General features: G+C 61.1%; 18 protein-coding genes. 9 read left to right on the top strand and 9 right to left on the bottom strand.

Annotated elements, in window-relative coordinates; all coding sequences use genetic code 11:
* Positions 1–22 precede the first annotated feature (22 nt).
* A complete protein-coding gene (gene nirB / locus ABH945_RS06510; protein WP_429250056.1) occupies positions 23–2,572 on the bottom strand; it encodes a nitrite reductase large subunit NirB in 2,550 nt (849 codons plus the stop codon).
* A 733-nt stretch (positions 2,573–3,305) separates the two neighbouring features.
* Between nirB and cobA the strand changes: the two genes are divergently transcribed.
* On the top strand, positions 3,306–4,115 hold the full coding sequence (cobA, locus tag ABH945_RS06515) for a uroporphyrinogen-III C-methyltransferase (protein WP_429250057.1): 810 nt from the start codon (positions 3,306–3,308) through the stop codon (positions 4,113–4,115).
* 85 nt (positions 4,116–4,200) lie between these two features.
* Here the strand turns inward: cobA and ABH945_RS06520 are convergent, their stop codons facing one another.
* Positions 4,201–5,418, bottom strand: coding sequence for a sensor histidine kinase (locus tag ABH945_RS06520; RefSeq protein ID WP_429250058.1), 1,218 nt, complete (start codon positions 5,416–5,418; stop codon positions 4,201–4,203).
* 117 nt (positions 5,419–5,535) lie between these two features.
* Between ABH945_RS06520 and ABH945_RS06525 the strand changes: the two genes are divergently transcribed.
* Complete coding sequence (locus tag ABH945_RS06525; RefSeq protein ID WP_074764011.1) at positions 5,536–5,919, top strand: response regulator; 384 nt, start codon at positions 5,536–5,538, stop codon at positions 5,917–5,919.
* Between the two features lie 69 nt (positions 5,920–5,988).
* On the opposite strand, the gene ABH945_RS06530 is transcribed toward ABH945_RS06525, so the two are convergent.
* Complete coding sequence (locus tag ABH945_RS06530) at positions 5,989–6,870, bottom strand: MOSC domain-containing protein (protein WP_429250059.1); 882 nt, start codon at positions 6,868–6,870, stop codon at positions 5,989–5,991.
* A gap of 384 nt (positions 6,871–7,254) precedes the next feature.
* Here ABH945_RS06530 and ABH945_RS06535 point away from each other — a divergent pair, with 384 nt between their 5' ends.
* The gene (locus tag ABH945_RS06535) at positions 7,255–7,659 is read left to right on the top strand and encodes a heme-binding protein (protein ID WP_074764009.1); all 405 of its coding nucleotides are present in this window, start codon (positions 7,255–7,257) and stop codon (positions 7,657–7,659) included.
* A gap of 142 nt (positions 7,660–7,801) precedes the next feature.
* Entirely contained in the window at positions 7,802–9,976 is a 2,175-nt protein-coding gene (locus ABH945_RS06540; RefSeq protein WP_429250060.1) for a malate synthase G, read from the top strand.
* Between the two features lie 262 nt (positions 9,977–10,238).
* On the opposite strand, the gene galU is transcribed toward ABH945_RS06540, so the two are convergent.
* Complete coding sequence (galU, locus tag ABH945_RS06545; RefSeq protein WP_074764007.1) at positions 10,239–11,156, bottom strand: UTP--glucose-1-phosphate uridylyltransferase GalU; 918 nt, start codon at positions 11,154–11,156, stop codon at positions 10,239–10,241.
* A gap of 332 nt (positions 11,157–11,488) precedes the next feature.
* The gene (locus tag ABH945_RS06550) at positions 11,489–11,632 is read right to left on the bottom strand and encodes a hypothetical protein (protein ID WP_171910212.1); all 144 of its coding nucleotides are present in this window, start codon (positions 11,630–11,632) and stop codon (positions 11,489–11,491) included.
* A 244-nt stretch (positions 11,633–11,876) separates the two neighbouring features.
* Between ABH945_RS06550 and ABH945_RS06555 the strand changes: the two genes are divergently transcribed.
* The gene (locus tag ABH945_RS06555) at positions 11,877–13,088 is read left to right on the top strand and encodes an acyltransferase family protein (protein WP_429250061.1); all 1,212 of its coding nucleotides are present in this window, start codon (positions 11,877–11,879) and stop codon (positions 13,086–13,088) included.
* A gap of 297 nt (positions 13,089–13,385) precedes the next feature.
* Here the strand turns inward: ABH945_RS06555 and ABH945_RS06560 are convergent, their stop codons facing one another.
* The 3 genes from ABH945_RS06560 to ABH945_RS06570 all read right to left on the bottom strand — a co-directional run bounded on the left by ABH945_RS06560 (position 13,386) and on the right by ABH945_RS06570 (position 19,574).
* Positions 13,386–15,833 (bottom strand): glycosyltransferase family 4 protein, encoded by a 2,448-nt coding sequence (locus tag ABH945_RS06560; protein WP_429250062.1) that lies wholly within the window; start codon positions 15,831–15,833, stop codon positions 13,386–13,388.
* On the bottom strand, positions 15,830–17,296 hold the full coding sequence (locus ABH945_RS06565; protein ID WP_429250063.1) for a flippase: 1,467 nt from the start codon (positions 17,294–17,296) through the stop codon (positions 15,830–15,832). The genes ABH945_RS06560 and ABH945_RS06565 overlap by 4 nt, the downstream gene beginning before the upstream one ends.
* A 76-nt stretch (positions 17,297–17,372) precedes the next feature.
* On the bottom strand, positions 17,373–19,574 hold the full coding sequence (locus ABH945_RS06570) for a hypothetical protein (RefSeq protein WP_429250064.1): 2,202 nt from the start codon (positions 19,572–19,574) through the stop codon (positions 17,373–17,375).
* A gap of 133 nt (positions 19,575–19,707) precedes the next feature.
* Between ABH945_RS06570 and ABH945_RS06575 the strand changes: the two genes are divergently transcribed.
* The 4 genes from ABH945_RS06575 to gmd all read left to right on the top strand — a co-directional run bounded on the left by ABH945_RS06575 (position 19,708) and on the right by gmd (position 23,275).
* Positions 19,708–19,914: a hypothetical protein gene (locus ABH945_RS06575; protein WP_143026236.1), complete on the top strand. Its 207-nt coding sequence runs from the start codon at positions 19,708–19,710 to the stop codon at positions 19,912–19,914.
* 320 nt (positions 19,915–20,234) lie between these two features.
* Complete coding sequence (locus tag ABH945_RS06580) at positions 20,235–21,344, top strand: acyltransferase family protein (protein ID WP_429250065.1); 1,110 nt, start codon at positions 20,235–20,237, stop codon at positions 21,342–21,344.
* Positions 21,341–22,093, top strand: coding sequence for an SGNH/GDSL hydrolase family protein (locus tag ABH945_RS06585; protein ID WP_429250066.1), 753 nt, complete (start codon positions 21,341–21,343; stop codon positions 22,091–22,093). The genes ABH945_RS06580 and ABH945_RS06585 overlap by 4 nt, the downstream gene beginning before the upstream one ends.
* A 138-nt stretch (positions 22,094–22,231) precedes the next feature.
* Complete coding sequence (gmd, locus tag ABH945_RS06590) at positions 22,232–23,275, top strand: GDP-mannose 4,6-dehydratase (protein WP_074764000.1); 1,044 nt, start codon at positions 22,232–22,234, stop codon at positions 23,273–23,275.
* A gap of 141 nt (positions 23,276–23,416) precedes the next feature.
* Here the strand turns inward: gmd and ABH945_RS06595 are convergent, their stop codons facing one another.
* Positions 23,417–24,583: a glycosyltransferase family 4 protein gene (locus tag ABH945_RS06595; RefSeq protein WP_429250067.1), complete on the bottom strand. Its 1,167-nt coding sequence runs from the start codon at positions 24,581–24,583 to the stop codon at positions 23,417–23,419.
* Between the last annotated feature and the right edge of the window lie 72 nt (positions 24,584–24,655).

Raw genomic sequence — 24,655 nt, forward strand, 5'->3', positions numbered from 1 at the left:
TACAGGTAGGTGGAAAAACGAGTCAGACCATTTCGACGACAACCGGAATCGCCGCGAGCACCGATTGCTTCGATTCCCGTTCCGCCGGTGTCGCCGGACGAATCTGGCCGCGCTCTTCGACAAAAGTGACGTTGCTGTCGGACTCGCCGCTGTTGACGAAATGACGGAAGCGCTTGCGCGTTTCAGGATCGGTGACCGCCTTCTTCCACTCGCATTCATAGGTGTCGACCACCTGCTGCATTTCCGCTTCGAGTTCGTCCGCCACGCCGAGGCGATCGTTGACGACCACGTCGATCAGATACTCGAGGCCGCCTTCGAGGTTGTCGCGCCACACACTGGTGCGTTGCAGGCGATCGGCGGTGCGCACGTAGAACATCAGGAAGCGGTCGATATAACGGACAAGCGTTTCCTTATCGAGGTCCGTCGCGAGTAGTTCGGCGTGACGCGGCTTCATCCCGCCGTTGCCGCACACATACAGATTCCAGCCCTTTTCCGTCGCGATGATGCCGACGTCCTTACCCTGCGCTTCCGCACATTCGCGTGTGCAGCCGGACACGCCGAACTTGATCTTGTGCGGTGTGCGCAGACCCTTGTAGCGGTTCTCGATCTCGACCGCGAGACCCACCGAATCGCCGACGCCATAGCGGCACCATGTCGAACCAACGCACGACTTAACCGTACGCAGCGACTTGCCATAGGCATGCCCCGATTCGAAGCCGGCGGCGATCAGTTCTTCCCAGATGAGCGGCAATTGTTCGACGCGCGCGCCGAACAGATCGACCCGCTGACCACCGGTAATCTTCGTATAGAGGCCGTATTTCTTCGCGACCTGCCCGACCGCGATCAAACCGTCGGGCGTCACTTCACCGCCTGCCATACGCGGCACGACGGAATACGTGCCGTCGCGCTGGATATTCGCGAGGTAATAGTCGTTGGTGTCCTGCAACGACGCATGCTCTTTCTTCAGCACGAATTCGTTCCAGCACGACGCGAGAACGCTCGCCACAACCGGCTTGCAGATATCGCAGCCGAGTCCATGGCCGTGCTTGGCGATCAACTCGCCGAAACTGCGCACGCCCTCGACCCTCACAATGTGATACAACTCCTGACGCGAATACGCGAAGTGCTCGCACACATGATTGTTGACCGCGAGACCCTGCTTTTTCATCTCCGCTTTCATCACCTGCGTCACGAGCGGCACGCACCCGCCGCATGACGTACCGGCGCTGGTTGCGCATTTCAGTGCGCCGATGTCGGTCGCTCCCGCGCAAACGGCCGCGCACAGATCCCCTTTCGACACGTTGTTGCACGAGCAGATTTGCGCGGCAGCAGGCAACGCCTCGACGCCGAGCGCCGGTTTTGCGTTGCCGTCGGCTTGCGGCAGGATCAGGAATTCCGGCGACGCGGGTAGTTCAATGCGGTTCAGCATCATCTGCAGCAGGGTGCCGTACTCGCTCGCGTCGCCGACCATCACTCCGCCGAGCAGATACTTGCCGCACTCCGACACCACCAGCTTTTTATAGACCTGTTTGCGTTCGTCGCTGAACTGATAGGCGCGGCTGCCCGGCGTGCTGCCGTGCGCGTCGCCGATGCTCGCCACGTCGACGCCCATCAGCTTGAGCTTCGTGCTCATGTCGGCACCGGCAAATTCGGCGGAGTCGCCAAGCAGTTGCTTCGCTACCGCACGTGCCATTTCATAGCCAGGTGCAACGAGGCCGAACAACTGGCCGTTCCACAGCGCACATTCGCCGATTGCGTAGATATGCGGATCGCTGGTGCGGCAGGCGTTGTCGATCACGATGCCGCCACGCGCGCCAAGCGTCAGTCCGCATTCGCGCGCGAGGTCGTCGCGCGGACGAATGCCTGCGGAAAACACGATCATGTCGGTGTCGAGATGCGTGCCGTCCGCGAATTGCATGCGGTGCGTGCCCGCTTCGCCGTCGACGATTGCCGTGGTGTTTTTCTGCGTGTGCACCGTCACGCCGAGTTCTTCGATTTTGGTGCGCAGTACGCGGCCACCGCCGTCGTCCACTTGCACGGCCATCAGGCGCGGCGCGAATTCCACCACGTGCGTTTGCAGACCCATGTCGCGCAACGCTTTCGCGCATTCGAGTCCGAGCAGTCCGCCGCCGACCACCGTGCCCGTTTTCGAACGTGCGCCGCATTCCTGCATCGCTTCGAGATCGTCGATGGTTCGGTACACGAAGCAATCTTTGCGCTCACGTCCCTGCACCGGCGGCACGAACGGATACGAGCCAGTCGCAAAGACGAGCTTGTCGTACGGCAACGTTTCGCCGGTCGATACCGTCACCGTGCGCGCATCGCGATCGATCGCAACGGCCTTCGCATTCAGCTTGAGCAGCACGTTCTGCCGCTCGAAAAAGCCCGGCTCGACCAGCGAAAGATCGTCCGCCGTCTTGCCCGCGAAGAACTCGGACAGATGCACGCGATCGTAGGCCGGCCGCGATTCCTCGCACAGCACGGTGATGTCGAGACCATGCGCCGCGTCTTGCGCGAGGCTCTCGATCAGTTTGTGGCCGACCATCCCGTGACCGATAACGATGATTTTCATGAGCGCGGTGTCCTCAATGTACTGGGGCGTCGGGCGTCGCCATGTGATAGCTGGCGAAACGGTTCCGGAAATAAAAATGGCGTCCCGCAAACCCAGTCGACGACTGGATTCGGGGGACGCCATTGTCCTGACCTGTGCTACAGCGAGTACTTTGTGTTGCACCCGCGCCGGACCCACGTTGGTCCGATGGCAAGGCTTATGCAAAGCCTGTGCCAAGCACACGAAATACGCGTGACAAGGCCGTCGCGCGGGGCTTAGAGGTGAATGAAACGGGTGTGTTGCGGTGAAGGTGCGCGACGCGTTTTGATGCAGCGAGGCACTTGGCTGGTGCGGCGCAGCACTGCCCGCGTGCGGAGCGATGCGCGCGGGCGGTGCGTCGACGGTACGCTCCTGGCAATACAAACCAATCGCCGCAACGATTCGCGCATAGGTGCGTGACAGGTGGCGTGGTCCTTGCATTGTTCGACGCGAGTCACTGCGGCAATGAGGTCGCAATGACGTGACGCAATCGCATCATCTATACGAAGCACAACGCTGCGCTTTGTATGTATCGAAGTGGCTTGAACAGGCTCGAACCAGGCGCGCGACCAACGCGTAGCCATTAACAAATAGCAGCAACGGACAACGGCGTCCCCTCGCGAGCATCGCGAGCGGACGCCGTTTTTATTTGGCACCGGCAATACGGCCATTGCCGGGCCGTGCAAAAAACATTCAGCAAGCGAAGGACTCCGCGATGAACACGAACATTGGCAAGGTCACGTTATTGAGCGCAGGCCCCGGCGATCTCGATCTGCTCACGCTCAAAGCCGCCAAAGCGCTCGCAGCCGCTAACGTCGTGCTGCTCGACGACCTCGCCAATCCCGACATCGCCACACTCGCGCCGCAGGCTCGTGTGATTCGGGTCGGCAAACGCGGTGGTTGCCGCTCGACGCCACAAGCGTTCATCGAGCGTCTGATGCGGCGCTATGCGCTCAAAGGTCTGCACGTAGTGCGGGTAAAAGGCGGCGAAGCGCTGTTGTTCGGCCGGGCCGGTGAAGAAATTGCGATCTTGCGCGAAGCCGGAATCGCGGTGGAGATAATCAATGGCGTTTCATCGGGATTCGCAGCGGCGGCGGGGCTGGGCATTTCGCTGACGCATCGGCGGCATTGTCATGGCGTCACCTTCGTAACCGCGCACACGGAAGACCACGGCGAGCCGGATTGGGCCGCGCTGGCCGCGACCCGCACCACGTTGGCCATCTATATGGGCATGCGGCGTATCGAGAAAATCGCGAGCGCCTTGCTGGCAAGTCTGCCCGCCAATACCCCCGCGGCCGTCGTTCAGTGGGCGGGCGGAATCGACGAACGGCGCTTGCTCACACGCCTTGGCCGACTCGCGACCGATGCCGTCGACGCAGGTTTCGACAGTCCCGCCGTGATTCTGGTCGGCAGTGCGATTGGTGAGAGCGTGGAACCGGAATGGGCGCTGCGCAATGAAGACGTCACGACAGCGTTAAGCGCCGCAGCAGAAGTAGACGGCGGAGTCGTCGCTCAGGCAGCCTGACGCGAGGTCGTAAGGCGAGGTGTAGGCAACCCCTGCCGTGGTCGCCGGAACGCGCCTGAACGCCGTTTGAAGCGCCGCCGGAGCGTCAAACCCCGGTAGGCAGTCTCGCGACAAAGGAAGTCCCCATCTCCGCCGACGAACTCAATTCCAGCGTGCCGCCGTGCGCCAGCACAATCTGCTTGCAGATATACAGACCCAGCCCGAGGCCGCCACCCGGCTTGCTGGTAGGCGGCCGCCAGTATGGTTCGAAGACCTTGCTCAACGCATCCGGCGGAATCGCATTCCCGCCGTTCACCACGGTCAGCACCCACTCGCCACCGTCGATCCGTGCCTGCACCCGCACCGGAAACTCCGCCGCGCCATGCGTGACAGCATTGCCCAGCAGGTTCGACAGCAACTGCTGAACCCGCGTGCGATCGCAACGCACCGGTACGTTGATCGCAATGTCGTCGGCGAGTACGCGGTCTGGATTCGCCTCTCGCGCCTCGGCGATCACCACGCGCAGCGCTATCTCAAGATCGTCGACCTCGTTGATCGACACGCCGATGCCCGATCCCAACCGGCCTCGCGCAAAATCCATCACGTCGTCGATCAGACGCGCCATTCGCAACGTGGTCGCCTTCAGACGCTGGCCGATTTTCACGAGATCCGGCTCGCTCTTGCGCAGCGCCAGAAGTTCCGCCGTCGCGCTCACCGCCGACAACGGATTGCGCAAATCGTGTCCCAGCACGGCGATGAACTGCTCGCGCAGATTGGAGGTTTCGCGCTCGCGAAGCAACGCAGTTTCCGCGGCCCGCTGACGCCCCTCGCTGGCAAGCTGGAACGCAATCAGATCGGCGAACACTTCGAACATGCTCACAACGCGCGCATTCGACAGATCCGCCGGAGAGGGATCGATTGCGCAGAGATTACCGAAGTAGCTGCCGTCGGGAAGAATGATCGGCACGGAAATATAGCTACCGAGGTTGTAGATTCGCGGCGTGTGGTGGCTGTGATAGACAGGATCCTTGCCGAAATTGTCGATCACGATCGACGCTCGCGCGGCACGCGACTCGAAGCACAGCGTGGTGTGCAGTTCGAGCTGACCGCCGGCGGCGAGGCCGAAATTCACTTCGTCCTGAACCGCGCAGGCTGTCCACGTTTCGTCCGTCACGCGCGCGACGGCGGCGAAGCCCATGCCGGTGTTCTTGCAGATCAGCCGCAGGATCGACGGCACCGCGTCGATGCGCTGCACCGCTTCGATATCGCGCGCGAGATCCGCGTCCCTGCTGTCGCTGTTATTTCCAGACGGTAAATTTTTCATAAGACGGCGCTGCCGGTTACCCTTGCCGATATGGCCTGAAAAAACAGAGACTTGTGTGCCTCGATTCTATCGGGACTTCAAATTGCTCAGTACGAGGAACACAAACTGGGAGGCCGGATGCACACTCACCAAGCCGCTCGCCTCTTGATCGCGGACGACGACGCCGATCTGCTGGCAGCCTACTCGCTCTACTTCAGCGCGCACGGTTTCGATATCCGCACCGCGCGCAACGGGCTGGACGCGCTCGCCGAATATTGCGCGTGGCATCCGCAGGCCGCTTTACTCGATGTCGAAATGCCGCGCCTCGATGGGCGCAGTGTCGCACGCCGTATCCGCTACGTTGGGGATACGCCCGCGCCGGTGCTGGTGGCGGTCAGCGGGCTCGGACGCGCCGAGGAAACCAACGAGTCGTTGCGTTCGGGCTTCAATCACCACTTCGTCAAACCCACGCCGATGCCGGTGATTCTTGCGGCGTTGATCGCGCGGATGAAGCAGACGTGAAGCGCTAAACGAGGCGCAACAGGAGGGACAGGGTTGCATATCCTGCTTCGTGTACGGCCTCAAATCCTCTCAATCGCCGAAACCGATTTCCGCTTCGACCTCTTGTCCCACTCGCAGCCAGGCCCCCGCGCCGCTCGAAATCAGCGCGTTGTTGCCGAACGTGACCGCGCCGTCGAACTGTCGCTTCGCGCGGTACGTGGTCATCGTGTCGGTGGGTTCGTTCGGCCAGTCGGGGTTCGGCGCACCCGTCTGCTGATCGACGGTCGGCATCGGGCAGCGCGCGCACAACTTGACCAGCTGCAATTGCACGCCCTGCTCCGCCTGCGTCGCACCGTCGATATTCAGCGTCTCCACATAGTCTTCTTCGTACGCATCGAGTCCGGTTAGCACGACATTGGGACGGAAGCGGTCGATTGAAATGGACGGCGCGCCTTTGCTGGTCAGGCGCGTGTTCAGGTCGTCGAGCGATGCCTGGCCGACGACCAGCAGCGGAAAGCCATCGGCGAAATATGTCGTGGCGCCGCCGACGCTGCCCGTGTAGTCCGGGTCGACCTGACGCTCGCGCTGCGGATCGAAACGCAGAAGCCGCGTGGGAAAGCCGAGAAAGCTTGAAAACCATCCGGCCGTAGTGTCGCCGGTGTCGAGCCCGTAGGCCGCATCGCGCCACACCTTGGTCTGCACCTTGAACGGCGCGTCGAGCCGGGCTGCATCGAGCGGCGTGCGCAATTCGCTCATGCCGGGCGCGCGGATGATCAGCATGTCGGCGCCGATCTCGACCTTGATCAGCGCCATTCGCGGATACGCGCGCTGTGTGAGCATCTCGCCGTCCGGGTGGGTGAGCATCCAGTAGCGGTCGTATTCGAGGCCGGTCGCGAGCAGCCGCGCCTCGCGCAGCGCGATACCTCCGCAGGATTTGATCGGATAGACGAAAAGCTCGCTGATGGTCGGCATGGTCGGGGAGCGCGTGGGAAGCGCGCGAATTTTTATGTTCAAGGCGTGATTGTAAGGCGCATCAATAATCTGCCGCGAGGCCGTCGTTTCTTCCCGGCGCGCTTGGACGTAAAATCCTCTGGCACGGCGCCTACCCGGCAGACCGCAATCCGCACTATACGTTCATCGCGCAGCGAGCCCGCGACCGGCACGACACCTTTAGCGAAGCGGCGCGTGATCCGCTCGCCGCGTGACGGACCGGCGGCAACCCAGGTGGACAGGTATCCCCTCGCCTGGCCATGCACACCGGGGCAGCGGTGAACTCATACCGCGACGTCGCTGGATAAAATCACTGGGCAGAACTTGTAGAAGCATCCCTCCCATCACCGAGACAGGAAATTTATTATGCTGAGCAAACCCGTGCTGACCGTTGCCGAAACGACCCGAATCCTCGATGCCGCCCGCGCGGAAGCCGAGAAGCATCAGTGGGCCGTCGCAATCGTGGTGACCGACGACGGCGGCCATCCGCTCGGCATGCTGCGTCTTGACGGCGCGGCACCGTCCACCTCGTACATCGCGACGGAAAAGGCCCGCACGGCGGCAATCGGCCGTCGCGAGACCAAAGTCTACGAAGACATGATCAACAATGGCCGCACAGCTTTCCTGAGCGCACCGCTGCAAGGTACGCTGGAAGGCGGTGTGCCGGTGATCGTCGAAGGCCAGGTGGTCGGCGCGGTCGGCGTGTCGGGCGTCAAGTCGGATCAGGACGCGCAGGTCGCCAAGGCCGGTATCCAGGCTATCGCTGCGTGAGCGCCGGGTCCGGCCACGACCCGCGAAAGTAGAACCAGCAATACAGAAAAGTAACCACGGCAGTTCCGCCATAACGAAGCTAACCGGCAACAACGCGGACCGATGCCCCCTCATCGGTCCCATCAGACAGATGGAGCAGTCGATGACTCAGATGAACCCGCGCGGCGCACTGCAGGTCGCCGCCAATCTCGACCAGTTCGTCGAAACCGAAGCCCTGCCCGGCACCGGAATCGACAGCGCCGCATTCTGGTCGGGTTTCGACGCCCTCGTCCACGAGCTGGCGCCCAAAAACCGGGCACTGCTCGCCGAGCGCGATCGCCTGCAAACCGAACTCGACGGCTGGCATCGCGCGAATCCAGGCCCGGTGCGCGACCTGCACGCCTACCGTGCGTTTCTCGAAGGCATCGGCTATATCGTGCCGGTGCCGGCCAGCGTCAAGGCCACGACATCGGACGTGGATACCGAAATCGCCGAGCAGGCCGGCCCGCAACTGGTCGTGCCGCTGTCGAACCAGCGCTACGCACTGAACGCGGCGAACGCGCGCTGGGGCAGCCTGTACGACGCGCTGTACGGCACCGACGCGATTCCCGAGACGAACGGCGCCGAAAAACAGGCGGCGTTCAATCCGGTGCGCGGCGCGGCGGTCATCGCCTACGCACGCAAGTTTATCGATCAGGCTGCGCCGCTCGCCAACGGCTCACATGCCGATGTAACGCACTACGGCGTCGAAGGCGGCAAGCTGGTCGTCACGCTGAAAAGCGGCAGGAGCGAACTGAAGACGCCCGCGCAATTCATCGGCTATCAGGGTGCAGAAAACGCGCCGTCGGCGGTGCTGCTGAAGCACAACGGTCTGCACTTCGAGATTCAGATCGACGCGAACGACTCGATCGGCAAGACCGATTCCGCGCATGTGAAGGACGTGGTGGTCGAAGCGGCGGTGAGCACGATCATCGACTGTGAAGACTCGGTGGCCGCCGTCGATGCGGACGACAAGGTGCTGTTGTATCGCAACTGGCTCGGCCTGATGACCGGCGACCTGACTGAAGAAGTCACGAAGAACGGCAAGACCTTCACGCGTCGTCTGAACGAAGATCGCGTGTATGTGGCAGCAAACGGCACTGCGCCGGTCGTGCTGCATGGCCGCTCGCTGCTGTTCATCCGTAACGTCGGTCATTTGATGACCAACCCGGCGGTGCTGACCCAGGACGGCCACGAGATCCCCGAAGGTATTCTCGATGCCGTGATCACGTCGCTGTGCGCGCTGCACGACCGCAAGCACAAGCTGAATTCGCGCACCGGTTCGATTTATATCGTCAAACCGAAAATGCACGGCCCGGCCGAAGTCGCGTTTGCGAGCGAACTGTTTGCACGCGTCGAAGACCTGCTGCAGTTGCCGCGCAACACCATCAAGATGGGCATCATGGACGAGGAGCGCCGCACCAGCGTCAACCTGCTCGCCTGTATCGCCGAAGCGTCGGAGCGTGTTGCGTTTATCAACACGGGTTTCCTCGACCGTACCGGCGACGAGATGCATACGGCAATGGAAGCCGGCCCGATGATGCGCAAGGGCGACATGAAGTCGAGCGCATGGATTACCGCCTATGAGCGCAGCAACGTGCTGGTCGGTTTGAGCGCGGGCCTGCGCGGCCGCTCGCAGATCGGCAAGGGCATGTGGGCGATGCCCGACCTGATGCACGCGATGCTCGAACAGAAGATCGCTCATCCGAAGGCGGGTGCGAACACCGCATGGGTGCCCTCGCCGACCGCCGCGACGCTGCATGCGCTGCACTATCACCAGATCGACGTGCAGGCGGTCCAGCAGCAGCTGGAGCGTACCGACTATGCCAACGTGCGCGACGAACTGCTCAGCGGGCTGCTGACGATTCCCGTGGTCGAATCGGCGAAGTGGAGCGACGACGAAATTCGCAGTGAGGTCGACAACAACGCGCAAGGCATTCTCGGCTACGTGGTGCGCTGGATCGATCAGGGCGTGGGATGTTCGAAGGTGCCGGACATTCACGACGTCGGTCTGATGGAAGACCGCGCGACGCTGCGTATTTCGAGCCAGCATATTGCCAACTGGCTGTATCACGGTGTGGTGAAGCGCGAGCTGGTCGAAGAGACGTTCCAGCGGATGGCTGCGGTGGTCGACGGGCAGAACGCGGGCGACCCGCATTACAAGCCGATGGCGCCGGGTTTCGACACGATTGCGTTCAAGGCTGCGCAAGCACTGGTGTTCGAAGGGCGTCAGCAACCGAGCGGTTATACGGAACCGTTGCTGCACAAGTTCCGGCTCGAAGTGAAGAAGCTGGGCTGAGGCTGCCGCCCCGCGTTTGAGGCGCGAGAGCTGGTTTGAAATGAGAAAGGGCGCCGCTTATGCGGCGCCCTTTTTACTGAATGGCGCTACCGGCACAGAAGCTTCACCAGTGCGAACAGGCAGTAGTGAAACCCTGATAGCCTTCAGCACGCCAGTACACCTGCGAATGAAAAAAAGCGCGATTGCTCGCGCCTTGCAACTGGCGGGGCATGTCCGCCGGAGGCCACGACGGAATGCCCCAGCCCAACTTATAAACGTTGCTTCAAGCGGCTTCGGCCGTGTACTGGGCAGACTCGTTCACCAGCGCATTATTCTGCATATATGCCTGCAAATAAGCCTCAAAATCCGCCTTGACTTCCGGGTGACGCAGCGCGAATTCCACCGTCGCCTTCAGATACCCAAGCTTGCTGCCGCAATCGAAACGCGTGCCGAAATAGCGATACGCGAGCACCTGCTCTTCGGTCAGCAGCGATTGCACTGCATCGGTCAATTGCAGTTCGCCGCCCGCGCCTGGCTTCAACGCGCGGATATGTTTGAAGATTGTCGGCATCAGCACATAGCGGCCGACCACGCCGAGATTCGACGGTGCATTTTCCGGCGACGGCTTCTCGACGATGCCCGACATCTTGATCACGTTGTCTTCCCATTCGCGGCCATCGACGACGCCATACGAGCGGCTCTCTTCGCGAGCAATGGTTTCGACGCCGATCACCGAGCTGTGATAGTGGTTGAACGTATCGACCAGCTGGCTCATCACCGGCTTCGAGCTATGCAGCAGATCGTCGGCGAGAATCACGGCGAACGGGCTGTCGCCGACCAGCTTTTCGGCGCACAGCACGGCATGGCCCAGACCGAGCGCTTCGGCCTGACGCACGTAGAAACAGTCGACGTTGGCCGGTTTGATGCTGCGAACCAGATCCAGCAGCTTCTGCTTGTTGCGTGCTTCGAGTTCGGCTTCGATCTCGTACGACTTGTCGAAATGATCTTCGATCGCGCGCTTGCTGCGGCCCGTCACGAAAATCATCTCAGTGATGCCGGCGGCAATCGCCTCTTCAACCGCGTATTGAATCAGCGGCTTGTCGACGATCGGCAGCATTTCCTTCGGACTTGCTTTGGTAGCCGGCAGGAATCGTGTCCCGAGGCCCGCTACGGGAAACACGGCTTTGGTGACTTTCAGCATGGTAGGCATTCCCACATCGGTTAGAAGTTAGTGTAGTCGCGGGCCTTGCGGCCAATCGATGTCGCTGGAAAAGACTAGCAAAAATTTCAGCCTGGTTCATCCAGGAAAATTTCGCCGTCGAAATAAATAATTCAGTTTCGACTTCAATATTCCAGACTATGAATAATCCGACGCGGACGTCAGGAAATAATGACTTATTCCAATTGAATTATTTTACGAAAACCCTGAAATTTTTGCCATATCCGGGGGACGGCGCTGCGCGTTTTCGACGTGCAGCGCCATGCACGCCAATGGGAAAACCACTGGCGTGCGTGATGCGTGCGACGTAAGCGTTATTCGCTTTCGTCGACTGGCGGGAGCTTGCCGGGATTCATCCGGTAACGGCGGATCGGCTCGTTGCGCAGTGCTTCGCGGTAGGCGGAGGCGGCAACGAGGATCAGCAGCACGGCAATGCCGGCGAGTAAATGCAGGTTCATGACTTCACCTCTGGTCAAGAAAATCCGTGACTAAAATTAGCATGACAAAAGGGGTAAATAATTCGACGCCGCATCTGCTTATCATCAATTACAATTCGTCACAAAATGGTTACTCAAATAGAATTGATACGGCATTTTTTTATCGATTTTTTACCCGCGTGCTGAACTAGGATGTCAGGCACCGCGGGCGCGCATGGCGTCCGGGAATCCGCTTTTTCCTCCGTCAGAAAGATAAGGACCGCGCATGAGCGACTCAGCACTGGATGCCGCCGGCTCATCCCTGCCCCTCTCTCCACCCCGTAGCACGAGCGCAGTGCGCGTCCACAGCGACGTGCGCGCGGAGAGCGCCGGCAAGGAGCACGTGATCGATGCCATGCGCGGTTTCGCCGCGCTACTGGTCGCGTATTTTCATTGCCGCCAGGTTGCGTGGGTCGGCATGCAGGCGTTTCATCAGAGCGTCGGCCATTCGCTGAGCCTCGGCGCCCTTGCTGCCTATCTGACGTTTCCGATTGCATGGGGCTCGGCGGGTGTGCCGATTTTCTTCGTGATTAGCGGCTATTGCATTCACCGTGGCGGTGCGTTGCGTCTCGCCGCCAATCCGGCTTACCGGCTCGATACCGGCAATTTCTGGGTGCGCCGCTTTGCGCGCATCTATCCGGTGCTGCTCGCGGCGCTGGTGCTGACTTTTGCGCTCGACTGGTTCAGTCTGCAGTTGCCGCCTGTCAGTCACAAGATTCGCGAGATCGGCTTGCAGTCGTTTCTGGTCAATCTGTTTTCGCTGCAAGGCGTGGCGGGTAAAACGTATGGATCGAACGGCGCGCTCTGGACGCTTTCGCTCGAAGTGCAGTTCTACGCGATCTATCCGCTGCTATTCGCATTGCGCCGACGCATCGGCATGACCTCGGTGCTGGCGATCGTCGCCGTCGTCAATGTCGTGTCCGCCTACGTGCTGGAACGCCACGACATCCAGTTCTTCACGTCGTACTGGTTTTCGTGGACGCTGGGTGCATGGATCGCCGACGCCCGAACCCGCCGCGCGCCGGAAGCCCGTTCGTCGATCTGGCTCTACGTGCTGGCCGCGGCTTTTATCGTGCTCGGCTGCGTCGCGTTCCATTTCGGCCAGTACGGTGCGTTCCAGTTGTGGGCGCTCGGTTTCGCGTTCTATCTCTACAAGGCGCTCGAGCGGCCCAGCGGCACCCGGCGCGAAACGTTCGGCACGCGCCTGCTGTCGCGTTTCGGCGATTTCAGCTTCTCGCTGTACCTGATCCATCTGCCGATATTCGTCTTGCTGTCGTCGCTGCTGTTCCGCTCGTCGCTGCAGATGTCGATCTGGCCGTCGTTCGCCTACATGCTGGTGGCTGTGCCGGTTGCCTACGTGTTCTACCGGCTGGTGGAGTTGCCGGCGATGAAGTGGTCGGCCAGTTTCAAACCGAAGGCCGCGAAGAAAGCGGCCTGACATTGCGGGGCTGAACCTCGGCCCCGAATTGCAGTTCCGATTTACAGCCCCGAACCTCGGCCCTTGATCACAACCGCCGATCACGGCAATAAAAAAACGGAGCGAAGGTCCATGGATCTTCGCTCCGCTGCGCCAACGACAAGAACTGGCCGAGCCCCTGCCTACCCCCGCGTAAAACCGTTCACATCGACGTGAAGCACGGTCGGTGCTTGCCTCCGATACCTCTCCGGCGAGATCGCCGCGCCACACGGAAAGAAATTCACGGAAGGGCCCGTCAAGAGCCCCCCCAAAATCCGTTTAACGCCCCGCCACGCCCTTCAGAATCCGCGCGACGCCTTCGACATAGGTTCCGGTGCCGAAGCGGCTCAGCGCCGTCTTGTAGCCGTTCCTGACCAGCCTGTTACGCAGTTCGTCGTTCGAGCGCAGTTCCGCGAGCGTGTCGGCGAGACCGTGCGCATCGCCCGGCGTGCACATCACACCGTTTTCGTAGTCGTCGATGATCTCCAGCACGCCACCCGCGCGAGCCGCCACAACCGGCCGCCGGGCCAGCATCCCTTCGACGATCACGCGACCGAACGGCTCAGGCGTGATGGACGTGTGAACGACTGCATCGACCGCACACATGCAGGCCGGAATATCGTGCTGGAAGCCGAGGAAATGCACCCGGTCGCCCAGATTGTGCTCGGCAACGAACGCATGCAGCTCAGCCTCGTACTGATCCTCGCCGAACAGCGGCGCGCCAACCAGCACGGCGTGCATCTGCGGATTCAGAACCATCGCTTCGAGCAGCACGTGTTGCCCTTTCCAGCGCGCGAGTCGGCTGAACGAGCCGACCAGAAACGCGTCTTGCGGCAGCCCGAGCAATTCACGCAGTTCGTCTTGCGGCACGTTCTGCAACGCGTCGAACGGCTCCGACGAAATGCCGTTGAACACCACGTCGATACGCTTTTCATCGAACTGGGTGAGTTCAGCAAACGCGCGCGCCGACGCCGCCGAATTGGCGATCACATGCGAGAGACCGAGCCGCGCGCACCATTTGATGATGGCCAGTTGCTTGCTGCCGAAATGTTCGGGACTCACGATATCGCGCAGGTGCCACACCACGGGCCGCCTCGCCAGCTTGCCCGCAACCGCGCCGATCACCATCGCGCGCTGTGTGTTCGCGTAGATCACATCGGCGTTGCGCGCGCGTCGCGCGGTCGCGCGCACGAGCGACAACAACCCCTTGATCGCCTGCCCCTTCGGCAGCGAACCGCCCTGTTTGCGGACATTTTTCAGCGCGCCCGCATCGAGCACGTTCACAGTGACGCCCGCCGAATCCAGCGCCGTGCGAAACGGGCCATCGTCGAATAGCACGACCTCGATGCGCGAGCGCAGCGCCTTCACGATTTCCAGCAGCGACAGTTCGGCGCCGCCTAGCACGCCGCTTTGATCGACGGCGAGAATGCGCGGCGCACTGGCAACAGGTGCGGCTTTATACGGCACGTACGCGGGCAGCTTCGCGCCGCGCAACGCGGGCACCGCCGCGCGCACATGCGAGAAAAAGCGTTCGCGGAAATTCGCGGCGGAGAACTGCTCGGCATTGGCACGGCAGTCTGCCGCGGAGAAACGCTTGATGTTGTCATCGAAACGTTTGACGGCCGAGATGATCGAGTCGGTATTCTGCTCGTCGAAGAACATGCCGGTTGGCCGCGTTTCGGACAGATCGCGCACGGTTTCGAGCGCCCCGCCCTTGCCATACGCAATCACCGGCGTGCCGCACGCCTGCGCTTCGACGACCGAAATGCCGAAGTCTTCCTCGGCGGCGAACACGAAGGCTTTCGCGCGGCTCATCCGGTCCTTCAGCACCTTGAACGGCTGATAGCCCATGATCTCCACGTTCGGCGCCGCCTTCGCACGGATTTTTTCCATGTCGGGGCCATCGCCGATCACGACCAGTTTGCGCTCCGGCATCTGTGCAAACGCTTCGACAATCAGATCGATTTTCTTGTACGGCACCATCCGCGACGCGGTCAGATAAAAGTCCTCTTTCTCCGTGCAAAGCGAAAACGCTTCGACATCGACCGGCGGGAAAATCACCTGTGCCTCGCGCTGATACACCTTCTTGATGCGTCGCGCGATGAACTCGGAATTGGCGACGAAGCCATCCACCGAATTCGACGTGCGGATATCCCAGTTGCGGATGTAATGCAGAATCAGCCGCGCCAGTGCGGATTTCGGGCCGTTGGTCAGCTTCGACTGCTGCAGATACTGATGCTGCAAATCCCACGCATAGCGGATCGGCGAATGCACGTAGCTGATATGCACCTGGTCGGGACCGGTGAGAATGCCCTTCGCAACCGCATGGCTGCTGGAGATCACCACGTCGTACGCGGACACGTCGAGCTGCTCGATCGCGAGCGGCATCAGCGGCAAATAGGAACGGTATTTCTTGCGCGCCATCGGCAGCTTCTGGATGAACGAAGTCGTCACAGACTTGCCGCGCAGGAAACTGCGGTCGTCGAGAAAATCGACGAGGCTGAACAGATCGGCGTCTGGAAAACACGCGACGATCTGCTCCAGCACTTTTTCCGCACCGGCATAGGTGACAAGCCAGTCGTGCACGATTGCAATGCGCACGGTTTTATCGGCGCGCATCGCGGCGCGGCGGGTCGTCGGCTGAACGCAGGGCACGCTCGTGAGTTCGCTCAGGGCGCTGCGCGTCGCGGGTCTCAGCACGGCTTCTTCAAGGACTTCGTGGTTCATGCGCTTTTCCTCGGATTCAGTCGCAACAGCAGTGAACGCGCAAGATTGCGCAAGGCGGGAGTCATCGTGATCGACCAGGCGACGTTGGCGGCAACCATCAGAAGGCCGGCGGCAATCGCCATGGCAAGACTCGGGAGGAAGCTGGCGAGCCACAGGCTGGCCAGCAGGAAAGCAAGGTGCGCGAGCATGTCGAGCGCGATCTGGCGGGCGCGGATCGCCGAGAAATGCAGCAGCACCGCGTAGTCGAACAGCGCGCGCGCGGCGACCGCCACCGCTGCGCCGGTCAGACCGAAATGCGTGATGCCGAACCACAAAGCCCCCGCAAATAAGGGCAATTCGAACAGGCCGACCTTGGCGGCCGTGGCCGGATTAACCTGTGACTGGATCAGGATTCGCGTCACGTTCGCCTGACCGACGAGCCACACGGCAACGATCATGATGCGGCCCACCGGCGCGGCCACGGTCGCGATTTCATTGCCGACCCACAGGTGCAAAAACGGTTCGAGCACCAGCATCGCGACCAGCGCGACAGGCGTGAACACGCCGTTCAGAAACTCGAGCGATTGCTGCGTGATGGTGTCGGCATCCGCGCGCCCTACTGCAGAAAGACGCGGAAACAGTGTGCGCACCAGTGCGGTCGGCACGATGTTCAGACGCGTCACGAGGTTCTGCGGCACCGTGTAGTACGTGACGAAACGCGCACCGAGGCTCGTGCCGAGCATCACGCGATCGAGCGAGTCGGCGATCATCGTGGTGACGCTGGCAATCAGCATCCAGCCGCCGAAGTTGAACAGCCCCTTCGCCACGCCGAATTGCGGCGGCATGACGCGACGGATTTCCAATACCTTCAATGCGGACCGGCCCAACAGAATCGCGGCGAGAATTCGCGCGAATACCGCCGCAGCCAGCACGTTTTGCAACGTCGCGCCCAGCCACAACGCTGCGCCGAGCGGCAGCAACTGGAACAGGAATGTGCCGATCGTCTGATTCGTGTTGTAGACGCCAAATCGTTCAGCGCCGTTGATCGCCCCGGCAAACACCCACGACACGTTGGCAATCGGAATCGCCACTGCGAGCCATGGCAGCGCCATGTACACCTCGTGCTGCAACTCGGGAGACACCTTCGTGAAATACGCGGTGTAAAGAAAAGCGCCGAAATAAATGATCAATCCGCCGATCACGCCGGTCGCGAGATTGAGCCACGTCGCGCTCCAGAACACGCGCACGCTTTCTTCCTTGTCGCCGGATGCACGCGCCTTCGAGATGTGATTCTGCGCAGCCATGCTCATGCCGAGATCGAGAATCCCGAAGTAGCCGATCAGGGTCCACACGAGACTGATCACGCCGTAGCGCTCGACGCCGAGCAGCTTGATATACGACGGCACGGTCACGAGCGAGACGAAGGTCGGCAGTACGAGCCCGAAGAAGTTGATCGCTACGTTCTTGAGAATGCCTTTGTCCATCGGATGCCTTGGGGTTGACTACGTTTGCGTTCGCATTGCCGGAGCATGTGCAGATGCATGTGCTTGTGCATGTGCTTCACGGTTTCCAGCGGTACATCATCACTTTCCCGCGCGCGTCTTCTTCGACGAACACGAGGTACTCGCCATTGCTGCGTTTAGCCGCGCTGATACCGTTGGGCACGTCGACCCAGCCGGACGCGCGTCCCACTTCCGCGCCTGGCCGGATCACACCGAGTTCGCGGCCGCTGTCCTTGTCCCACACGTGCACCGCGCCAACCGGTTCGACGCCGAAAATGTATTGACCTTCGACCGTCAGGCCGATGATCGTCGCGATGGGTTTGCTCTGCGTTTGCCACGGCAACGTGATCGAGTAGCGCTGCACCGGGTTGCCGCTCGACCATTTGTCGTAACGCACCAGCACGCGGCCCACTTCTTTCCAGAAGCCGCGATCGAACGGCATCTCCGGCGTGTAGCCGGTGACGTACATCGTGTCGGTCTCGGGTTCGTAGATCGCGCGGTGAAGTTCGTTGAACGGCTGCGGCACCGGGTACTGCGTCATGTTCGAATACGAATAGACCGGGTTGCCCTTCGCGTCGAGTCCGCCGAAACGGAAGCGATAGATGCCCTTGTTATCGCGCGTGCGCCAGATGTCGCCGGCCGTGTCGACCCACCAGCCCCAGCCGCCCGCGAGTTTGGTGCCGCTGGTGTTGAGTGTGAATTCGTCGGTATCGAACTTGCCGTCGCCGTTGGCATCGCGCCAGATCCAGTCGCCGCCCGGAGGCGCATTCGGCACCTTCGCGACCGCGCGCTCGCGTCCGGCGATAAAGCCGGAGGGAATCGCGGTCTCGCCGTCGTGCTGCGGATCGAAGCGGTAGATCTTCAGGTGATCCGCGTACATGTCCGTCAGATACAGGAACGTGCGGCCCTTGAGCTTGCGGGCGATCGGCAGGCCTGGATATTGATCGGTATGAAAGACCGGGTCGTCCGGATATTTGAAGCGATTCGACAGAAAGCCTGCATATTTCCAGTCCTGTCCCGCCGGCTTCGACAGATCGAGTTCGAAGCGCTTGTTGCCGGTATAAACGCTGTCGGGCCGCGACGGATCGATCCACGCTCCATCGACGAAGAGCAGCCCCTGCACCTGCCAGTTCTGCTTGCCGTCCGGCGCATAGCTTTCGAGTGTCGCGCCGAGGCCCGCACCGATCGGGTCGTAACGCGGACCAATGCCATTGGTCGATACATAGACGTTGCCGCGCGCATCGACGCCGACGCCGGTCAGTCCGTTGAAACGCTGCGGTCCGGGCTTGCCTGCAACGCCGCTGAAAATGCCGCCGCGCTCGCCTAACGAACCCGACGCCTTGTAACCGCCATTGCCCTTCGCAAAGAACAAAACCTGCTGACGTGGGCCGTTATCGGCTATCAGCACGCGGCCTTGCGCATCCACGGCAATGTCGACGGCCACCGTATCTGACGGCAGCGTGAAGTTTTCGTCGATGCGTTTGCCCGCAGCCGTGTAATGCTCGACCTTCGGCGAGCGATCGGTGAGCGTGCCGCTCAGCACCCACAGCGTGCCATCCGGCGCCAGCGCGATGCGACCAGGCTCATGCACGTTCCATTTGCCTTTCTGCTGCATCGATTCGGCGTCGTACACCTCGATCTGATCGTGTGCGGTATTGGCCGCGAATAACGTGGTGTCGTTCGCCGCGAGGCCGCCGATTTCCGCGCTCGTACCGGTTGGCACTTCGTTCATCATCAGGAACGCGGCCGCCAGTTGCGCATGCGGATCGGCCTTCGCGGCCGCCGGCTGGAATGGCGCGGCGCGTTTCATATCGGCGATGTCCCGCCGCGAAATACCGAACCACTGTTTGCCCTTTTCCGGCCATACGCCCTGTTGCACCAGTCGGCCTTTTTCGTTGCCGACCGCGATCGCCACGAACGCGTACTTGCGATTCACTGCGATCGCGCTGCCGCCGGCGTTGCCCCACCCATGCGTGCCGCCCGCGAAGCCGAGCATCTTGCCGTTCTGATACACGCTGGCCTCGGCGCCGCTTTCGTCCCACGGTGCGTTCGTGTAGACCTTGCCGTCAGGCGCGACCGCAATCGCGGTGATGTTGATCTGCGCCCACGTGCCGTCGCCGAAACCGAACGTATTGCCGATCCACGACGTCTTCGCGTTCAAAGCCGTCTCCGCGCGAGCCGTGAAGCTGACTGATACGGCCGCCAGTCCTGTGGCACACGCGAGCACTCCTAGCCAGCTCTTTAACGTGAAACGGGGCAAAGTAAGTTCTCCAGTCAACGACATGTCGCGCGTCGGGCCCAGGCCCGCGCGGTTAAAAAATCCAGTGATGTGACGGGTCGATCCGTCAGAGACCACGCAAGAACGTGTGGCCGATTCGTGCAGGACGGTACGTATGCAAAACAGCGCTTCAACAGCACATCAATGCAGCGCGAAAGAAGCCGGCATCAACGCCGCCAGATGCGGCCCACGCGCCATCCATCGCCGTCCTTGCGCACGGCTCACATTACGCGGAAAAAACACCGCGACGAAAATCGAAAATAATTCAAAAATATTCGGCGCTTCAGGCAACGTGAAAGAAATCGATTTAAAAATCGAATAAAACGAAATGCATTGCGGATCGCATCGTCCTGCGGCGGTTTTAACCCATCTTTACCGATCTGGGCGCGCTATCCGAGAATTTATTACGCACTGCAACATCGGCTTCGCGCAAGCATATAAATTCGTTTTGAATGGATAACGAAACACCCTGTTGCAATCTGATTCATTTATCCAATTCATTCCCGTTTTTTCGCGATTTTATTTTCCCTAGAATCGATTGCACTTCTGTTGCGACGCGAAATGAGCGCGCCTGCTCCCCGCCATGCCGGGAACTCGCGCGGTCTCTCGTCCGGCCCATCCGCTTTACACCATGGACGGTTCATGACTGCTAGCGCACTGCCCCTCGCGCCCACCCACTCGCGCATCGTGCAACTCGACGGCCTGCGCGCCATCGCCGTGCTCGCGGTATTCGCGCAGCACGCATTGAAAGCGCCGCTGTGGATGGGTGTCGATCTGTTTTTTGTTTTGAGCGGCTTTCTGATCAGCGGCATCCTGCTCGAACGCAAGGCTCGCGAACAATCGTATTTCGGCTACTTCTACGCACGCCGTGCACGGCGCATCCTGCCGCCGTATGTGCTGCTGATGGTGGTGTCGTCGATTCTGTTCGGCCTCGGCTGGGCGCAACACTGGTACTGGTACACGTTTTTCGCGACCAATATCGGCGATGCGCTGAATCAGAGCGGCCACGACAGCCTGAACGTGCTGTGGTCACTAGCCGTCGAAGAACAGTTTTATATTTTCTGGCCGTTCGTGATCCTGCTGGTGCCCGAGCGCGTGCTCGGCTACGTCGCCGCCGCACTGATCGTGCTGGTGCCGGTGCTGCGCGCAGTCGCTACGCCATGGTTCGATTCGTTCTGGCCGATCTATTACCTCACGCCGTTCCGCATGGATCTGCTAGCGGCGGGTGCGTTGCTGGCGGTGGCGGTGCGACGCGATCGCAATGCACTCGAGCCGTTCAAAGGGCTCGCGGTGCTCGGATTTTTCGCTGCGCTGGCCGTGCTCGCGTGGCTGCATCTGCACTACCCGCGTTTTCGCGCGGCTAATACGCCGCTGTCGAACGCGGGTCTCTACAGCGTTTCGTTGGTGCTTTGTACTTCAGTCGTGGTCATCGCCCTGCAAAGCAAGGGCATCGTCAAACGGCTGCTGTGCAATCCGGTGCTGGTCTATATCGGCACGATCAGCTACACGATTTATCTGATTCACCTGAGCGTGCTGTACATGCTGTGGCCGCTGCATATGAACCGCTATGCGACCGCCGCGCTCGCGCTTGCGATCACGCTGCTGTACGCAACCATCACGTGGTTCGCGTTTGAAAAGCGCCTGATTTTCGGCTCGGCGCAGAAGAAAGCGCAGGCGCGTGTACACGGGGCCGCCAGTGAAAGCGTCGCCACCGCAAGCGTTGCGCGCCAAACGCCGCAAAGCCGCGCATGAGGCGGCGAAAATGGCTGGCGGGATTGACGACGTTGACGGCAAGCATCTGCATGGCGGCGTCGGCGCTCACCACGCTCGCCGCCCATGCGGATACTGCGCAAAAACCGTCAAAGCAGGTGCTGATCGAAGCGTATGGCGATTCGACCACGCTCGGCATTACCTGCAGCAACGGACATTGCGGCCCGCAGCCGCAAAACGCCGTGTCGTATCTGCAGGATGAATTGCAGGCACGTCACGGCGCTCAGGTACGCGTCACGAATGACGGTGTGGGCGGCACGACGGCCACGCAGTTGCGCGACGGCACGGGCAACCGGCGTGCGGGGCCGACAGCGGGCTTGCCCTGGCCGCAGCGTCTCGCGGCATCGCCGGCGCAAATCGTATTGATCAATTACGGCATTAACGAAGTCATGCAGAACCAGACGCCCGAGCAGTTTTACGCAACGCAAACGTCGCTCGTAAAAACCGCTCTCGCGCTGGGCAAACAGCCGGTTTTGCAGACATCGAATCCGATGCCCGATAACCGGCTCAACGCACGGCTCGCCGCGATGGTCGCGATGACACGGCGCGTGGCCATCGAGCAGAAAGTACCGCTGGTCGATCAGTTCGCTTATGTGAGCAGCCTGCCGGACTGGAAGACGCTGATGTCCGACGGCGCGCATCCGAAGCCGGATTTGTACCGGTTGAAAGCGGAACAGGATTTTGAGGTCGTCGAACCGCTGGTGCGGCGACTGCTGGACGGTGCGCCCTGAAGCTCTTTTTCAAGCGCGGTGAGTGAAGCGAAAGTTGGCTGAACGCGCTTCTGAAATGCGCTTCCGGGTGTGCCGATGAAATGCGCCAGGCAGCACGGCGTGAATATTTTTTTAATTAACCAATATTGAAGGCAAGCTATGAGCCAACCACGCAAAGCGATCATTACCGGCGTATCCGGGCAGGACGGCGCCTATCTGACCAAACTGCTGCTCGAAAAGGGCTATCACGTCACCGGCACTTACCGGCGCACCAGTTCCGTCAATTTCTGGCGCATGCGTGAGCTTGGCGTGGTCGATCATCCGAATCTGCGTCTGGTCGAACACGATCTGACCGACCTCGGTTCCACGCTGCGACTGCTCGAGAACACCCAGGCCGACGAGCTGTACAACCTTGCCGCACAGAGCTTCGTCGGTGTGTCGTTCGATCAGCCGGTGACCACCGCCGAAGTGACCGGTATCGGCGCACTGAATCTGCTTGAAGGGCTGCGTATTCTGAGCCCTAAAACGCGTTTCTATCAGGCGTCGACGTCGGAGATGTTCGGTCTCGTGCAAGCGGTGCCGCAACGCGAAGAGACGCCCTTCTATCCGCGCAGCCCGTATGGTGTCGCCAAGCTGTTCGCGCACTGGTCGACCATCAACTATCGCGAGTCGTACAACCTGTTTGCGAGCAGCGGGATTCTGTTCAATCACGAATCGCCGCTACGTGGCCGCGAATTCGTCACGCGCAAGATCACCGACACGGTCGCGAAGATCAAGCTCGGCAAGCAGGACTCGCTCGAACTCGGCAACCTGAGCGCGAAGCGCGACTGGGGCTTTGCACTCGAATACGTGGAAGGCATGTGGCGCATGCTGCAGGCCGATCAGCCGGATACTTTCGTGCTCGCCACCGGCCGCACCGAAACGGTCCGCGATTTCGTGCGCATGGCATTTGCCGCGGCGGGTTATCAGATCGAATGGTCGGGCAAGGAAGAACGCGAAACCGGTATCGACGTGGCGACCGGCAAGACGCTGGTGCGCGTGAATCCGAAGTTCTATCGTCCCGCTGAAGTCGAATTGCTGATCGGCTGCGCGGATAAAGCGCGTGACACGCTCGGCTGGCAACCGCAAACCACGCTGGAACAGCTTTGCCACATGATGGTTCATGCGGATATCGGCCGTAACGAGCATCACGAGACGTTCTGATTCCGAGTAGCAAGATCACGCGAGCGGCCACGCAGGTGGCCGCAAAAGAAATGGCCCGAATCGAATTACGATCGGGCCATTTTTTATTCGATGAATATTTGCTGAAGGCGTGCTGCATCACTCCGCAGCACGTCATTGGTTTTAATGCATCTCACCCGCGCGAATCGCCTCGCTATACACCGACGCAACCCGCTTCGCGATCACCGAATTATCGAAGTTCTCACGCGCATAGCGGCGGCATGCTTCGGCGTCCGGCAACTTGAGCTTGCCGCTCAGCGCGCCCGCCAGTCCATCCGCAATCGCCTTCGCGCCCGTCTCCGGCAGCACCAGATTCGGCGACAAACCCGCCACTGCTTCCGGCAAACCGCCCACTGGCGTGACCAGCACCGGCGTGCCCGACGCCAGCGATTCGACGGTAATCAGACCGAAGCCCTCGAGCGCGACCGTCGGCACGACGCTAATATTCGCCGCGCGATACAGGGCCGCCAGATGCTGGTCGGGCACGAAGCCGAGCAACTTCACGTTGTCTTCGAGACCCGCTTCGGTGATGCGCGCCTGAAGCTCGCCCTCGAGCCGCCCTTTACCCGCGATCAGCAGCAGCACATCGGGCGCGGTGTGCTTGAGCAGCTTCACCGCGTCGATCAGATCTTCCAGACCCATGCGGCGCACCAGCCGCCGCACCGCCAGCACGATCGGCCGGTCTTGCGGCAACTGTAGCTTCAGACGCGCTTCAGCAGGCGTGATCGGCAGATTGAACTGCTCGACGTCGACGCAACCCGGCACCACGCGGACGCGGTCCGGTGCAATGCGATAACGCGTAGTCAGAATCTTGCCGAATGCTTCCGACAACACGATCAGCCGCGAAGAACGTGCATACACCGATTGCTCCAGATAACGCTTCGCGCGCTGGCCGAGCGAATCCGCGCCTTCGACATGGCTCTCGTCGGCCCACGGTCCCTGAAAATGCGAGACCTGCGGAATGCCGCGCGTCACGTCGAGACCTGGAAACGTGTACAGCGCGAAGTGCGACGAAATCACGTCGGGACGCGACGTGCTGATTTCCTGGCGCAGCGCGCGGCGTGCCGCCATCAAACGTAACGGCAGCGATTGCGCGGCCGAACCGAAGCCGTTGATTGCGCCGCCGGTATCGGCCGCGACTTTCGGCGAACCCGCGACCACGCCGCGCACTGCGACGCCCGCGCCCGGCAGCGCACCGACCAGCGAGTAGTACATGCGGTCGAGGCCGCCTGCGCGCTCGGGAAACCAGTGCATCCCGATCTGCAGCGATTTGATTGAGCTAGTCGTCATGGTTATTGCCCCTGTGCGTTCTGAGAGTTGTATGGATCAAGCGCTGAACAAGCTGTATAAAAGGCGGCGCTG

The sequence above is a fragment of the Paraburkholderia sp. GAS333 genome (assembly GCF_050435665.1).
Taxonomy (GTDB): domain Bacteria; phylum Pseudomonadota; class Gammaproteobacteria; order Burkholderiales; family Burkholderiaceae; genus Paraburkholderia; species Paraburkholderia fungorum_A.

What these genes read in the sequence shown, in the direction of transcription:
- nirB (WP_429250056.1), bottom strand. Translation starts at nt 2,572, where the DNA reads ATGAAAATCATCGTTATCGGTCACGGGATGGTCGGCCACAAACTGATC.
- cobA (WP_429250057.1), top strand. Translation starts at nt 3,306, where the DNA reads ATGAACACGAACATTGGCAAGGTCACGTTATTGAGCGCAGGCCCCGGC.
- ABH945_RS06520 (WP_429250058.1), bottom strand. Translation starts at nt 5,418, where the DNA reads ATGAAAAATTTACCGTCTGGAAATAACAGCGACAGCAGGGACGCGGAT.
- ABH945_RS06525 (WP_074764011.1), top strand. Translation starts at nt 5,536, where the DNA reads ATGCACACTCACCAAGCCGCTCGCCTCTTGATCGCGGACGACGACGCC.
- ABH945_RS06530 (WP_429250059.1), bottom strand. Translation starts at nt 6,870, where the DNA reads ATGCCGACCATCAGCGAGCTTTTCGTCTATCCGATCAAATCCTGCGGA.
- ABH945_RS06535 (WP_074764009.1), top strand. Translation starts at nt 7,255, where the DNA reads ATGCTGAGCAAACCCGTGCTGACCGTTGCCGAAACGACCCGAATCCTC.
- ABH945_RS06540 (WP_429250060.1), top strand. Translation starts at nt 7,802, where the DNA reads ATGACTCAGATGAACCCGCGCGGCGCACTGCAGGTCGCCGCCAATCTC.
- galU (WP_074764007.1), bottom strand. Translation starts at nt 11,156, where the DNA reads ATGCTGAAAGTCACCAAAGCCGTGTTTCCCGTAGCGGGCCTCGGGACA.
- ABH945_RS06550 (WP_171910212.1), bottom strand. Translation starts at nt 11,632, where the DNA reads ATGAACCTGCATTTACTCGCCGGCATTGCCGTGCTGCTGATCCTCGTT.
- ABH945_RS06555 (WP_429250061.1), top strand. Translation starts at nt 11,877, where the DNA reads ATGAGCGACTCAGCACTGGATGCCGCCGGCTCATCCCTGCCCCTCTCT.
- ABH945_RS06560 (WP_429250062.1), bottom strand. Translation starts at nt 15,833, where the DNA reads ATGAACCACGAAGTCCTTGAAGAAGCCGTGCTGAGACCCGCGACGCGC.
- ABH945_RS06565 (WP_429250063.1), bottom strand. Translation starts at nt 17,296, where the DNA reads ATGGACAAAGGCATTCTCAAGAACGTAGCGATCAACTTCTTCGGGCTC.
- ABH945_RS06575 (WP_143026236.1), top strand. Translation starts at nt 19,708, where the DNA reads ATGCAAAACAGCGCTTCAACAGCACATCAATGCAGCGCGAAAGAAGCC.
- ABH945_RS06580 (WP_429250065.1), top strand. Translation starts at nt 20,235, where the DNA reads ATGACTGCTAGCGCACTGCCCCTCGCGCCCACCCACTCGCGCATCGTG.
- ABH945_RS06585 (WP_429250066.1), top strand. Translation starts at nt 21,341, where the DNA reads ATGAGGCGGCGAAAATGGCTGGCGGGATTGACGACGTTGACGGCAAGC.
- gmd (WP_074764000.1), top strand. Translation starts at nt 22,232, where the DNA reads ATGAGCCAACCACGCAAAGCGATCATTACCGGCGTATCCGGGCAGGAC.
- ABH945_RS06595 (WP_429250067.1), bottom strand. Translation starts at nt 24,583, where the DNA reads ATGACGACTAGCTCAATCAAATCGCTGCAGATCGGGATGCACTGGTTT.